Genomic DNA, 12,354 nt, shown 5'->3' with positions numbered 1-12,354 from the left:
GGATGTTTTTTGGCGTAAATCGTTGTTTGTTCACGTCACAAGCCGCATTTTCACGTATCGAAGAAAATAGGAGAACAAACGAATAGACATGAAAAAAAGCCCTTGCAGGACAAGGGCTTTGCGGTTAGTAACCCCTCTACCGGAGAGGTGGCCGAGTGGTCGAAGGCGCTCCCCTGCTAAGGGAGTATACGTCAAAAGCGTATCGTGGGTTCGAATCCCATCCTCTCCGCCACAACCCTTGTTTTCATTGCATAATTTTGATTTTTTCGCCGCTTGCCATAACTTGGCCGGCGAGTTTTCCGTTGTGGATATGTCGTCCAGATAGCGAAAACCCGCCAGTTGGTGATTCTGGCGGGCATCGTAGGCGCGTGGTGACGTGGAAATCAGATAGCGCTCGCGGCCTGCACAAGCATCATTCCAATCAATAGGCCGCCTAATACCGTCGCCGCTCCCATCATTGTCCACATGCTTGACTTAACCGTTGCGCCGTTCGGGTGCTCGTCGGCAACCATCAATATCATCATCAAGATTGAGGCTGCGACAACCAGCGCTATTGTCACGCATAGGATCGCTGAAATCATGAAGGTCTCCTCGGTCGATTGATTACCACCCCCGGCCCGCGCAGTGGTGGAGCGCGTGGTGCAGCTGGTGAGGCCTCTTAGGCCGGGGGTATCGGCAACTGGAATAAAAGACCGCGCGCAACCCGAAGGCGCGCTGCGGCAAATTGGCCAGCCCGAATGCAAGGCTGGCACAGGGAACTAGTGGTGTGCGGATGCTAACTGAAGTCGATCGAGGAGGCGCTCGTCAACGCGCAGTTCTGCCTCCCGAAATGCTATCAGGTCGTGCAGCGCTCGCTCGACGGCTGGGCGCTCGGCTAACATTACCCCGTCTTTGCTGGACACGAGGTCCGCGGCGAACCGAAGCTTGCGAGCAATGTCCTCCTCGCTTTTGATCGGGGCATTGATAATCGCGTCACACAGCAGCCCTGCAGCGTCGACGATGGCGTCACTAACTTCGTCAGGCAATTCACCGTGCCGGCTCCAGACGGTATCAAGTTCTGCGTATAGCGAAGTCATCCTTCGCAGGAATGATCTTTCGGAAGCTTCTCGGGCAGCGCCGGTCATCGTGCTTCTCCCTCGATCATCACTCCAGTCGCGACCTGCGGCAAATAATCGGGGCAAACCGTCATGACGCGCAAGCGCCCCTGATATAGATCTATGCCGGGAAAGTGGGGATTGTGCTTGGCCGTGTAACTGTCGCGACCGATCAATACGGTCGAGCCTTCAGGGTAGGTTTGCTGCCACGTCATGACGGCTCTCCGTCGATCGTGACGCCATGAAAGATTTCAGGATCGATAACCTTACCAACGACCGTTAAACAATCGCGCATGGTTCCGCCGTGAGGGCTTCTATAGCTCTGGCCGAAAGCAGATCTTGTTCCGTAAGGGCGAGGGTAGTCGTCTTCAGTAGAGACCAGCTCAATACCGATGCTGCCATCATGGCGCAGGACGACAGCCCGTTCGTTCTTCATGTTTGTGAACGTGCTGACATCCACCAAAACGCGCTCACCATCAATCTCCATGGCGCAGCGGTTCTGGCCTTGGGATGGTCTGTAGTAGTGTGCCGCCTGGGGAGCGGCGGCAATATCATGCTCAAGGAAGGTTGGTCGTCTTCTTCCGACAAGCGCGCGCGGCAACTGCTCTCTGGCATTGCTCCGCGCAGGTTCGTGTCTTCTGCTGGCATGCGTCATTTCAACGTTCTCCTCGGTTGCTGCGAAGCGATTGTTTCGCTATAACACGATACAAAATACATCGAGTTGGTCGTAAGTCAACACAAAAATGATAGAGTTATACAAAATGTCTATTACGGCGTCACAATGCCGGGCAGCGCGTGCCCTAATTAACTGGTCGCAAGATGACTTATCCAAGGCGTCAGCAGTGGGCCGAGCCACGCTGGCAAACTTCGAAAGTGAAAAATCCACGCCGTACGACAGGACTTTGCGCGATATCCAGTCGGCCCTTGAAGATGCCGGCGTCATGTTCATCGCTACCGGAGATACTGCCCAAGGCTACGGGGTGACCATTAAGCCTTGACCATCTTGGCAGGCTAAACCATCTTGCTCCCATAGGTCTGGGGGGCAAGAATGAAATTGCTGTTGGCGCTCGCGGTAGTGTTTATCGCATCAATAGGCGTATGGCTGGGTGGCGTTAGGATTATTGTTGTTCAGCCGATCGGCGCGCTTCCCGAAGGCACAACAATAGTGGTTGCTGGCCTGGCCAACGTTCGATTGATTGATAGCCCAGATGCCATGTGCAACAGGCAACAAGGCGGAGTAAGCCTTCTTTGTCGAGCTGCAGCCCTCGGCGCGATAGCTGAGAATGGTAAAATCCTGCTGCGACTACCCTATAGCGAAACACTGTTTCGGTTCACCGGCGGCCCGTTTCGAGATAATTAGTCATTGGTGGCCGGACAGCTAGGCTCTCGCTCCACATAAAAGAACCTAACGCGAACAAACTGGCAGTATCCCGCGGTAGTTGCCAAAGCTTTGTGGATTGTGATTCCATTGCACGTTGCCGGCCTGATTCCTGTATTATTATTCCGGCTCACGCGTATCCATAATCACGGCTGGCTTTGGCGGGATAATATTGAGCTTAAATGAAGATGAATGGCACCTTCTTGCAATAGGAGCATTCGATAGGCCGGTGCGTATATGTGGGCTGAACCCTACGCTTTCGGTTTTGATCGGCGTGTCCACTGTTTCGATCTGGATCAGTCCCGATTATGTAAAGAAGATCAGATTTAAGCACCGGACGGCCGAAATGGCGTTTGCCCACATTCCCACCATTCTGGAATATGGGGAAGCATACACCGACCGAGAGCCGAACTGCATCCAGTTCTTCTCCCAGATCGAGAACCGGCTTTATCGGCTGGTTCTCAAAGGAGTTCAGTTGAAAAATGAAATATGGGTGAGCACGTTTCACCCCGTCCACGCGAGTGAGTATCGACGGCGCGCGAAAAGGGCTCGCCGGATAAAGTAAACCCCGCCGGAGCGGGGTCTTTGTACGCCTGGGCGCCAAACACCCAGAAATGCTCTACACCCTTGCGGGGAGGACGGCCTTGGCTAATTACCGCGTCTCGCGTACACTTCGAATATGGTCAACTTGACGGCGCCGTCAATATCAACAATCGGTTGACTTAGTCCGTTTTTCGTGATACAGCTTAGCAGCTTCTTCGCTGGAAGAGATGCTGTTAACGGTCAAAAATCCGCAAAAAAATCTAGTCACGTTGGCGCGTTCTATTGCCTAGGACAGTCATCCGCTTGCGGATGGGGTGTTGCGGCAGAATCACTGCTGCGCCTACCTTTCAGCGAGGCGCTTTACCGGTGGAGTGGGGCGACGCTTTAGGCAATCCCGCTTTCCCGAACTGCACGAGCGTAGTTGTCAAAGTAAGTCTCATAGACTTCAATTTTTGGCTGATGCATTTCAACGCGCCACCTTTTAGAGAGGCCGTCACGTCGTCCACGCCATGGTGCTTGCCGCCAACCAAAGCCAGTAAGATCGAGCTCACTATAGTCGTGACATACAAATATTCCCCGGAAGAAACCAAAGTTTCCTTTGTGGTCGTCACCAAAGAAGGCCGGAATGAACTGGGGCCAGAAGTGGCGAGGAATCGGTTTTGTTTTCCCCATCAGCAAGAGATCCTGGTCTGGGCAATAAGCAACGCAAGGCGCCAGCCATTTGCTTAGACTGCCGTCCTTGCAAATGGTCCAGTTGTTCCATTCCCGTGCGTTTGAGCCATCGCTGTTCAGTGGCATTTTCAGCACATAATCCGGCCAATCCGACGAAGCGAAAACTCGCCTAGAAAATCCACGCCCTAAGGGCGTGGAGAAGATTTGCGAGATCAATCGGTCATCAACAAGTTTCTGAAGCTCTGCCGTCACAGCTTCACGTTTCGCTTCTGCGCGGACCTGACACCCGCATTTCAGCTGCCCCAAGGCTCATTCTTCCTTTTTGCCGCCCTCGATCACGGAGAGAGTCGGCGTCACACTTGGGGCGCCCATTAGGCCGCGTGTGGCCTTTATTGCAGCCTCAAGATACACGGTCGTTCTTTCATCAGATGGCAGCTCGTTGCGGTAGGAGCTTATTGCCGTTTCCAGAAACTCATCGAATATCACGCCCTGATCAGGCAATGTTTCGCGCAAAATCGATGCGATAAGATGCGTCGCGTTTCTGAGGGCGAACATTTCTCCCTCAACCGTCAAAAGTCGTCTGTTGTATTCGTCAATCATAGTTTCACGTTCCTTTTCCGAGCGTCTCTAACTGCCGCTTCCACTCTAAGCGGTATTTCTGCTTTGTCCTTGGCCATTTGCGCACGAAGCTGTGCGATCTCGGGGCCGGTGCCCTGCACGTTATAAACGGGAGAGAAATTCACGTTAACCGCGCCGCCCACACCGCCACCAGCGATGGATTTCATATCCGGTATGGATGGCACGCGCAGCGCCGGCACCGAAGGCATCGTGCCGACGTAGCCGCCGTTGGCGTAGCCTTTTAGATTGCGGCGCATTGCTTCCAGTGCGGCAGGACCGCCCGCAGCTTTGACCGCAGCCTTGTCGAAGACATACTCACCTTTATGCACGAGCCCGGCAGGCTGGTACTTGCCGCCGTCGCCGGTGTATCCGCCTTCAGAATAAAGGCCGCCAGGAGCCGAAGGAAAGCTGCTCTTGCCACCACTAAACAGGCCGCTGAACAGACTGAACAGGCCGCCTCCACCGCCGCCGGCGTTGTTGATCTTGAAGATGTTGTTCAAGACGTCGTTGATAAGGGCGTTGCCAATCTTCTTCAGGCTGTCGGCCAAAATGTCTGCCGCACTGGCGCCCTCGATGAAGCCGTCAATCATGCCTCGCGTAACATCCTTGGCGGTTTCCATCGCCTCTTCAGCGCGCTGGCGGATCTCATCCTGCTTTTCGGAAAGCCGCTCGGACTCGACGACAGCGTTCGCGTAGCCTGCTGCTAGATCCTCGATACTGGCCGTAAGTTCAGGCGTGATCTTTACGCCCGCCTCTTGGGCAGCGGTTAGGAGTTCCTGTTTGGCGCGGGCGAACTCGATGGAATGCCCGTAGTCATTGAGGAGGGGATTAAGACCAGCCTGCGCTGCCGTCTCAGCGTTCAGAGCCGCGGTTCGCTTCGTGATCTGCTCAACCTCGCGGGCATACTCATCAGCACGCTTCCTGCTGGATTTGCCGTCTTTGTCGGCTGTGACCTGGTACTGCTTGTCCGTGATGTCGATCGGCGTGAATTTCTTGCCGTTGACGGTTTTGGTCTCTCCGCCGCCTCCCACAATAGAGGGCGCACTGGTGGGATATTTCAGCGGCTTGTCATTCAGCACGTCTTGAATGATGCTGGACGCGGTTCTGGTCTGCGCTTCTTGTAGGGCCTTGATCTGCCCCTCAAGCTGCCTGATTTCAGCCTGGCCGAGAACGTTGGCCGGATTGGCCTTGATCTCAGCAATCTGCTTTTCGAGGTCTAGCCGCTTCTGGGTGTTGTCGACGAGCTTGTCGCTGGCTTTAACGGTTGAATTGACTGTCAGCGCGCCACCGAGAACTGATAGCTTGCCATCGCCATCGCTGTCTAACGCGCTAATAGCACCTTGACCAATGTTCTGAAGGCCGCTCGCCTTTCCTACCCATTCGGCGAAGTCCTGAGCTGCTTTCGCACCAGCGTTCAGCTTCTCGATAACGTACTGAATATCGGAAGCCAGGCCATCCATGTCGACGCTGTTGACGAAGTTCGCCATGTTGTCGATGGCCGAGCCGAACGTGTTTGCTGCCTGCGTGGATTCGTTGAACCTGCGGACAGAGTTCGTCAGGGCCGTGCGAAGGTTCTCAAGACGCTGGTCAACCGTCAGGACGGCACCGGCAACCTTTTGTTCAAGCACTGGTGCGCCAGCATTGATACCGTCGAAGAACGCCTTTGAGGAAAGCTTGCCTTCGAGCATGATCTGCCGAAGTTTCGCCACTGAGCCCTCGGCCTGCTTGATACCAGCGGCAGCGGCCTGCAGGATAGTAGGCGCACCTTCGAGGATCGAATTGAATTCCTCAGCGCGAACTACGCCGGCGCCTAGGGCCTGCGAAAGCTGCAATAGCGCGCCGGATGCTTCTTGGCTGGACTGGCCAGACGCGCGCAGCGCAAGTGCAACGTTGCTGGACAGGCTGATAATCTCGTCCGACGAGACGCCCAGCTCTTTTTGCACCAATGACACGCGGCCGTAGAGCTGCACCAACGTTTCTAGCGGCGCGGCATTCTTCTGCGCCGCCGTGAAAAGCTTCTGATACACGCCTTCAAGTTCTTCGCCGGCGAGGCCCGCTACCTTCAGGGAGTTGGTGATGCGCGTTCCGCTGTCCGATAGCTGGCGAAAGCCTTGGGCACCACCGATAAGGGCGAAGGCTTTCGCCGCACTGGCGGCGATCCCCGAATAGGTCGAATTCAGGCGGGCCTGCATTCTGGCAGAAGTGGTTTCGATCCGCTTGAAATTGCGCTCGGCATTGCGCGTGGCGCCAGCAATTTTCTTCTCGAAATCCGCAACGCGGGCCTCGAGCATGACGGCAAGTCGTTCATACTCAATTGCCATTCTTTTTGCTCCTTATCGCCTTCGACATCGCGCGCTTGATTTTCTGGCCAGCCTTTTTCTTTGCTGTGCGAAAACCCGAAAAAAAGAATGGGTGCGCGGGTATGGCGGGTATCTCTGCGCCTTCGAACTGGCCGCCGGCGATATGCGCGCGGGTGCCAAACTCGATGAGGTGCGCGTACCTGACCTTGGAATTACCCGCCGTGATCATGGCGGCGTTCTCTGGAACGACCATAGATCGTCCAGGCAGACTATAGGGCGGAGTTGACTGCCCGCCGCCGGTGACTTCGATGCTGTCCCGCAAATCGCCATCGTCTTTCGGGGCTAAAGCCCTGATCACTTCCGCCACATCATCGGCAGCGGAAGTGATTGACGGCTGCGTCTGCTCGCGCACGGCCTTGGGTATCTTTTCGAGACGGCGCTTTAGGCGGTCCCAGCCTTGGACTTTAGCCATCGACGTCGCCGGCGCTTTCGGCTGGCTTTCCTTCATCCGGATCGGCCACACCCTTGCCGTGGTAGAGTGCGTCCACCAGATTGATCACCAGACCGAAGTTCTCCGCGGCCGGACGTTCTTCAACGTAGGTGCGCACCAGCCTCAGCGCCTCTTTCGGTGCCGTGCCTCCGCCAATCAAACCCAAGCGTACCAGCTCGCGCGTGTCGTTCAGGCCGACGATGCCAGTGCGCATTGCTTGGAGCAGAGTGGCATAGAGCGATCGGTCCGTGGTTTTTTCCCATTCGCTCGCCAAGTCCCAGGTCAGTGCGAATTTGTAAGTGCCGTCGGCGAAGTCTTCTTCGATGATGGCAAAGGGCTGTGCTGTGGTCATTTTGATTTTCCTTGTGGATTTTAGGCGGGTTGCATCGACGCGACTCAGGATTGAGCGCTTCATGGGAGGATGAAAAAATCGGTCGCCGCTGCTGTTGGGTTTCTTGTTGGATTGCTGCTGTTCGCTGTCGGGCGCGAGATCGCGCTAGATGAGCGATCATGGCCGGTTATGATTGGCGATGCGATGAGCAAAGTAGGCCGCTTGGGTTGGATCGATACAACCCTTGTCACCGGTCTGGCGGCAGTGGCGGCTGCCTATGTCAGCGTTAGGGCGGTGAGAGATCAGATTGAGCAGGAGCGGTCGCTAGAAGACGAGAGGCGGCTCGCAAAATTGCAGGCAGCTCGTTCCGTTTTGTCGCTTTCCTTGAGCAATTTATGTGACTACTCGACCACGTGCGCCCAGCTGACCCACGGTCTGCTTCTCCGATGCGGTGAAGATCGATTGCCACAAGACGTTGTGCTTCCCGTGTACCCTTCAGTTCCAGACACGCCGGTTGCTGTATTGAAGGAGATGGTTGAGTTGAGCGATCATGCCGCAGGTATGGTTTTCGCAAAACTCGCGTCGAAGCTTCAGGTTCAGAGCGCGAGGTTGCGCGGCACAGCGCGAGATAAAGCTGGCGGGCAATCGCCGTCCAAAAGCACGATGGAATCTCACCTAATAGATGCCCTAGAGGTTTATGCCCGCTGTTCCTGTCTTTTTGACTACGCAAGGTTCGAGGCAGAACTGGTCCCTGAAACGTTGCCTCCAGGCGTGCTCTCTGCTGCGATACACAATGTTGGCATATACAGCCGACTCTACCAAGAAATTGCGGAGCGTTGTAACCTGTACGAGGAGCTCGCGCAGCAACGCATGAAAATCTAGCAGGGAACCAGGCTGCACCAATTTGCGTTCGTCACCGACGAAATGCAGGAGGGATGCAATGGAAGAACGGGTTGAGGGCCTGCCGCTGGCAGAGATTACGGCGCAGCTGGCCGCATTGGCAGAACAGGCGAGGGCGCTTTGCAAAGACCTGGAAACGGTCCCTGACGAGGATGAGGAAAGCCCAAGCGAAAACTAGGGGTAATATGCACGCGAATGACCCCGGCCGGTCCCTGAAAAAGGCGACTTTCAGAGTTTCGATAAGCCCCGTATCAGGCGAAAAAATCCAATGTTTTCTCACGCGCGCGCTTGCGCACGCGCGAGGCAAAAATCTGTGTTTGCATTAAAAGTGCCTTCCCGCGCCGCTCCGTGGCTGAGCGAACGGTCACTTCAATTCCACCCCCTAGCCTAGCTCGATGGGGTATCCGTCCACACCGCAAGCGAAAACCTTGCGCCCTCGTTCCATTGCCTGCTTGGCACTGTCATGATGATGGCGACAAAGGCTTTGAAGATTGTCGGGGTCGAAGAATAGGTCTTCGTTTCCCTCATGCTTCGTGATGTGGTCGACGACCTCGGCGGCGGTCACCTCTTCGGTTGCGAGGCAAAACCGACACAGGGGCTCTTGCATCAACTGCCGTTCTCGTAGGTCGAGCCAGCGCTTGCGCTTATAGAGGTGTTGCCAATCGGCACTCTTAGCGCGGTTGTTACTGCGCCACATACCTGCCACCTAAAGGTACGCTGCCTCGCCCCACGTCGTAACCTCGCGGACGTTCACCGCTTTGGTGCGGCCATCCATGCCGGTCACGCGGTCGTAGTCGAAGCGCTGTCCAATACGTGGTGCCTCAGTATCTGGCATTGCGGTGATGTGTACGAAGTCACCGGCGCTACCGCGCGCTCCGTCTTCTTGGATGAAACCGAAACCGCGATCGGTCATCCACTTGATGATCTTGCCTGATGGCATTGGTTAGTCCTTATATGTGGAAAGGGTGGCCTGCCGCCGGGGCTCAGCAGCAGGCCGTTGGTAGCGTGGCCACTCACACCCACGCTACCTAGGTAGATGGCGCTTAGGCTTCGAAGCCACCGGTGACCAGAGACTCAGGACGATAGACCGCAAGGGCAAGACGCTCCTCGATCCGGGCCGTCGCCATATTGAGCTCAAAGTCTTTGTCGTTCTCTGTGCTGAGTTCGAACGTGACCTGCTGCCGATCGAAGATCTGCGCAGCCGTAGCCAGTGCGCCAACGAGGAACTGGCCTGCTGGCATCGCCGTGGTATCAACGATGGGCAGGCGCCAGATGCGGCCCTGTCCGCCCTCTACTGGGTCGACGATGATGTAGTTACCACCAGCATCCTTGGTGAGCTCAAGCTCGGCCAAGTCGTCCGGGTTCATGACAATGCCAGTCGCGGTGTACTCCGCGCGGCGAACCTGCTGGATGGCTCTGCGAATGGTGTCAACGCGAGTATCGCCTGTCTGGCGCAGGCTGTCGTCGAATTCGGTCGCCTGCGGGATAAGGCCAAGGATATTCTGGCCAGTGCCGCTACCAAAGAGCAGCTGCTGCTCCTCGACCAGCTTCAAGCCGGTTGTGCCGCGCAGATCCAGATAGGAGACCAACCCGACGACGTCATCAAGCATCTGCTTGGAGAGTTTGAAGAGGTGCGCAATGGTCCGAACCGATGCAGTCTTGAGGTCGAAGGTGATGTCCGAGTAGGGCTTCTGCGTAGTCTCGGCGACAGGTGCCGCGTTGTTGGTGAAGCCAGTTTCCTGCACGAATTCGATAGAGCCCGCAGTGGTCTTGCCTGGCGCAATGAGGTCGCGGACGGTGAGAACGCGCTGGGCGGGAGTGACAATGCCCGGGCGTCGATCGGCGGGGACCAGAGACGTGCCCTGAGAGCGACCAGTGCCGACGGTGGTGTTGCCAGAGGTAATGGCGGCAGATTCGACATAAGCGCGGCCGCGATTGGCGCCGCCATTGAGCTCCTTGAACGCAGGCGTGTTGACCAGAGCAGTTGCCAGGCTTTCGCCGGTGGCGAAGTTGTCGTTGGCGTGGCCGTCCATACGGGCGAAGCTCTTTTCAAGTCCGGAAATTCTCTCAGACAGGTCGGTTGTGGCGGTGTTGAAAGCAGAACCAAGCTGCTCGATTTTGGTAGCGATATTGTCAGTCATTCAGGTGTCCTTTTCGACATAGGAGAACGCGCCGAGGTAGGCCAGCATGTGCGGCAGATACGTTCGTGCGGGTTTGTCTGTGTTGGCGGCATTCCATGTGTCGATTTCGACGACGTGCCGCTTTGCTTGCCGGTATAGATCGCGATGCGCAGCGATCTGTTCGGCTGTTCGGTGCTTATGGGTGGTTGCTTCGAATACAGCGGCAACGGGGTTGGCTAAGACTTCGGCCTTCCTCGTTGCTACATCCTCTCGAATTTCTGCGAGCAGGCGCGTAACTTCAGACGTCATTGCGCAGCCCGCCATTCTCTCGCCAGCGCTTCGAATGCGGGGCCCGCAACAAGGGCCTGCTTCACAGCACCGGTTGCCTGCGTTGCGCCGAAAACGGCGTGAACGCCGTGGCCGCCGACGTCCGCAAGGATGTCAACGCCGGGGTTTTCCAGATCGTTTCGCAGCACAATGCTCTTGATGACCGGGGCAAAAGGGTTTGTCCGTCCGCCATCGAACGCAGCGGCAATGGCCTCGACGAGCGACATGCAGAGCGTTGGTGAATGGATACTGGCAAACTTATCGACGCTTTCGCCTACGGTGCCGAGCCCGTTGTCAGCAAGGACGGCGATAAGCAGCCGCGCCATTTGGTCAGCGGAAAGTGGCGGGTAGGTACGTCCCACGGCCTTAGGTAGGACACCGGCGTCAGATGCGCGCTGGGCCAGTGAAGTGACGCGACCGAGGCCGATGCCAAGTGTTTTGGATAGGGCAAGACATGCCGCGGCTTTGCGCACGGTCGCCTCCTTTCATTTTTTGAAATGAATTTTCCGGGTGTTTAAAAAAAATCAGGCCAAGCTCGCACACCCGCCGGAGCGGGGTGCGTTGGCCGGATCACTGACGACGGGGACGGCGTCAGGATTTCAAAGTGCCGGTTCATCCGCGGTCACGATGATGGGAAAAGAAAAAGGCCGCCGAAGCGACCTTTGAAGGATCATATTATAAGCGAAACGACGTCACTCAATTTGTAACACGTGGTCCGAAATTAGTTTGCTCGATCTGAGATTTCGCCCAATCCATCGTGGCCCGAAGAAGAGCGGCGCCCTTCTTGTCTCTGTATCTGCCCTTGGCGCCGAACGCATTTCCAATGCCTGAAACTGTTTCGCCGGCCAGCAAGAGCTCAATGACATAATCGATATCTGAAGGCGGTACATCGAAGTTTGGATCGTCTACCCGAAGTGGCGAGCCTTTAGACTTGCCTGGCCTAGGTGTCCCTAGTCCCGATTCAGCTCCTATGAATATCGCGCCTTCGACTACTGCATCGGCGCAAGCGCCAAACGCCCGGAAGTTGTCGGATAGCTCATCGACATCGTTCTGCGGCAGAATGTCGAGACGGGTAAATCCGCAGGGCTTGACGGGCTGAGGATCTGCAGATCCTAGGGGCGGTATCACGGCAGGCAAATCCAGGTGCGCGCCGAGGTTCGTCTTAGGCTTGACCTGGCCGCGAGCCGTGCCGTTTCGCCGAGTATCAAGGCCACCCTGCTGAGGTTCGTTGTCGTTGGCGGCAATCATCGACATAGGCAGCCGCTGCCGCGCAATGAGCCACATGCAAGCCGCCCCGTACTGATCTTTCTTTGCGGCCCAACTAAACGCAGGGCGCCCGCCCCGGTAAACAGGAGTTCGGCCCCTCGGTCCGCTGTTGTCGTTGGCAGCGAGGAGTTTGTTTGCAAATCGTTCGGCGTCATTGCGAGCCGAAAGCGTGCGCAGACTGGTTGGCAAACTCAATGGTTCGTAACCTTGCAAAAGAGGGCATGTCATTGGGTGGAGGCGCCGGAAATCAGCGAACTAAACCTTAGACCGATTTTACAAATTTGTCAAGATTTTCTTGACTTTGCGAAGGAATTG

18 protein-coding genes, 1 tRNA gene and 1 pseudogene are annotated in these 12,354 nt (G+C 56.2%); 5 read left to right on the top strand and 15 right to left on the bottom strand.

The window, feature by feature from the left end:
- Positions 1-141 precede the first annotated feature (141 nt).
- A tRNA-Ser gene (locus BTE54_RS23700) sits at positions 142-232 on the top strand.
- A gap of 151 nt (positions 233-383) precedes the next feature.
- Here BTE54_RS23700 and BTE54_RS23695 read toward each other — a convergent pair.
- The 4 genes from BTE54_RS23695 to BTE54_RS23680 form a co-directional block, all read right to left on the bottom strand.
- A complete protein-coding gene (locus BTE54_RS23695) occupies positions 384-581 on the bottom strand; it encodes a hypothetical protein (RefSeq protein WP_078054152.1) in 198 nt (65 codons plus the stop codon).
- A 177-nt stretch (positions 582-758) separates the two neighbouring features.
- Positions 759-1,124, bottom strand: coding sequence for a hypothetical protein (locus BTE54_RS23690; RefSeq protein WP_078054151.1), 366 nt, complete (start codon positions 1,122-1,124; stop codon positions 759-761).
- Positions 1,121-1,309: a hypothetical protein gene (locus BTE54_RS23685; RefSeq protein ID WP_078054150.1), complete on the bottom strand. Its 189-nt coding sequence runs from the start codon at positions 1,307-1,309 to the stop codon at positions 1,121-1,123. Before BTE54_RS23685 ends, BTE54_RS23690 begins: the two co-directional genes overlap by 4 nt.
- Positions 1,306-1,749, bottom strand: coding sequence for a hypothetical protein (locus BTE54_RS23680; RefSeq protein WP_078054149.1), 444 nt, complete (start codon positions 1,747-1,749; stop codon positions 1,306-1,308). Before BTE54_RS23680 ends, BTE54_RS23685 begins: the two co-directional genes overlap by 4 nt.
- Positions 1,750-1,855: 106 nt before the next feature.
- On the opposite strand from BTE54_RS23680, the pseudogene BTE54_RS25525 reads away from it, so the two are divergent.
- Both BTE54_RS25525 and BTE54_RS23670 read left to right on the top strand, forming a co-directional pair.
- Positions 1,856-2,044, top strand: a pseudogene (locus tag BTE54_RS25525) (helix-turn-helix domain-containing protein); the annotation flags it as partial.
- 98 nt (positions 2,045-2,142) lie between these two features.
- On the top strand, positions 2,143-2,454 hold the full coding sequence (locus BTE54_RS23670) for a hypothetical protein (protein WP_078054148.1): 312 nt from the start codon (positions 2,143-2,145) through the stop codon (positions 2,452-2,454).
- A gap of 945 nt (positions 2,455-3,399) precedes the next feature.
- Here BTE54_RS23670 and BTE54_RS23660 read toward each other — a convergent pair.
- From BTE54_RS23660 to BTE54_RS23640, 5 genes are read right to left on the bottom strand one after another with little or no spacing between them, the layout of a single operon-like run.
- Positions 3,400-3,993 (bottom strand): hypothetical protein, encoded by a 594-nt coding sequence (locus tag BTE54_RS23660; protein ID WP_078054146.1) that lies wholly within the window; start codon positions 3,991-3,993, stop codon positions 3,400-3,402.
- Positions 3,994-3,996: 3 nt separating this feature from the next.
- Complete coding sequence (locus tag BTE54_RS23655; protein WP_078054145.1) at positions 3,997-4,287, bottom strand: hypothetical protein; 291 nt, start codon at positions 4,285-4,287, stop codon at positions 3,997-3,999.
- The gene (locus BTE54_RS23650; protein WP_078054144.1) at positions 4,284-6,626 is read right to left on the bottom strand and encodes a tape measure protein; all 2,343 of its coding nucleotides are present in this window, start codon (positions 6,624-6,626) and stop codon (positions 4,284-4,286) included. Before BTE54_RS23650 ends, BTE54_RS23655 begins: the two co-directional genes overlap by 4 nt.
- Entirely contained in the window at positions 6,616-7,113 is a 498-nt protein-coding gene (locus BTE54_RS23645; RefSeq protein WP_245316687.1) for an HK97-gp10 family putative phage morphogenesis protein, read from the bottom strand. The genes BTE54_RS23650 and BTE54_RS23645 overlap by 11 nt, the downstream gene beginning before the upstream one ends.
- A complete protein-coding gene (locus BTE54_RS23640) occupies positions 7,070-7,447 on the bottom strand; it encodes a gene transfer agent family protein (protein ID WP_143240766.1) in 378 nt (125 codons plus the stop codon). Before BTE54_RS23640 ends, BTE54_RS23645 begins: the two co-directional genes overlap by 44 nt.
- Positions 7,448-7,516: 69 nt before the next feature.
- Between BTE54_RS23640 and BTE54_RS23635 the strand changes: the two genes are divergently transcribed.
- Both BTE54_RS23635 and BTE54_RS25010 read left to right on the top strand, forming a co-directional pair.
- Complete coding sequence (locus tag BTE54_RS23635; protein ID WP_078054141.1) at positions 7,517-8,308, top strand: hypothetical protein; 792 nt, start codon at positions 7,517-7,519, stop codon at positions 8,306-8,308.
- 58 nt (positions 8,309-8,366) lie between these two features.
- Positions 8,367-8,504 carry a hypothetical protein gene (locus tag BTE54_RS25010; RefSeq protein WP_158080280.1) on the top strand — a complete coding sequence of 46 codons (138 nt, stop codon included), beginning with the start codon at positions 8,367-8,369 and terminating at the stop codon, positions 8,502-8,504.
- 204 nt (positions 8,505-8,708) lie between these two features.
- Here the strand turns inward: BTE54_RS25010 and BTE54_RS23630 are convergent, their stop codons facing one another.
- The 6 genes from BTE54_RS23630 to BTE54_RS23605 form a co-directional block, all read right to left on the bottom strand.
- Positions 8,709-9,023: an HNH endonuclease signature motif containing protein gene (locus BTE54_RS23630; RefSeq protein WP_078054140.1), complete on the bottom strand. Its 315-nt coding sequence runs from the start codon at positions 9,021-9,023 to the stop codon at positions 8,709-8,711.
- A 9-nt stretch (positions 9,024-9,032) separates the two neighbouring features.
- Entirely contained in the window at positions 9,033-9,266 is a 234-nt protein-coding gene (locus BTE54_RS23625) for a cold shock domain-containing protein (RefSeq protein WP_078054139.1), read from the bottom strand.
- A 103-nt stretch (positions 9,267-9,369) separates the two neighbouring features.
- On the bottom strand, positions 9,370-10,467 hold the full coding sequence (locus tag BTE54_RS23620; protein ID WP_078054138.1) for a phage major capsid protein: 1,098 nt from the start codon (positions 10,465-10,467) through the stop codon (positions 9,370-9,372).
- Entirely contained in the window at positions 10,468-10,755 is a 288-nt protein-coding gene (locus tag BTE54_RS23615) for a hypothetical protein (protein ID WP_143240765.1), read from the bottom strand.
- Entirely contained in the window at positions 10,752-11,246 is a 495-nt protein-coding gene (locus BTE54_RS23610) for a hypothetical protein (protein ID WP_143240764.1), read from the bottom strand. The genes BTE54_RS23615 and BTE54_RS23610 overlap by 4 nt, the downstream gene beginning before the upstream one ends.
- A 223-nt stretch (positions 11,247-11,469) precedes the next feature.
- A complete protein-coding gene (locus tag BTE54_RS23605) occupies positions 11,470-12,057 on the bottom strand; it encodes a hypothetical protein (protein ID WP_078054135.1) in 588 nt (195 codons plus the stop codon).
- Positions 12,058-12,354 lie beyond the last annotated feature (297 nt).

Source organism: Agrobacterium sp. YIC 4121, assembly GCF_002008205.1.
In the GTDB taxonomy this organism is placed as follows: domain Bacteria; phylum Pseudomonadota; class Alphaproteobacteria; order Rhizobiales; family Rhizobiaceae; genus Agrobacterium; species Agrobacterium leguminum.
Note: the sequence above shows the minus strand (reverse complement) of the source record. Positions and strands in the feature narration are given on the sequence as shown.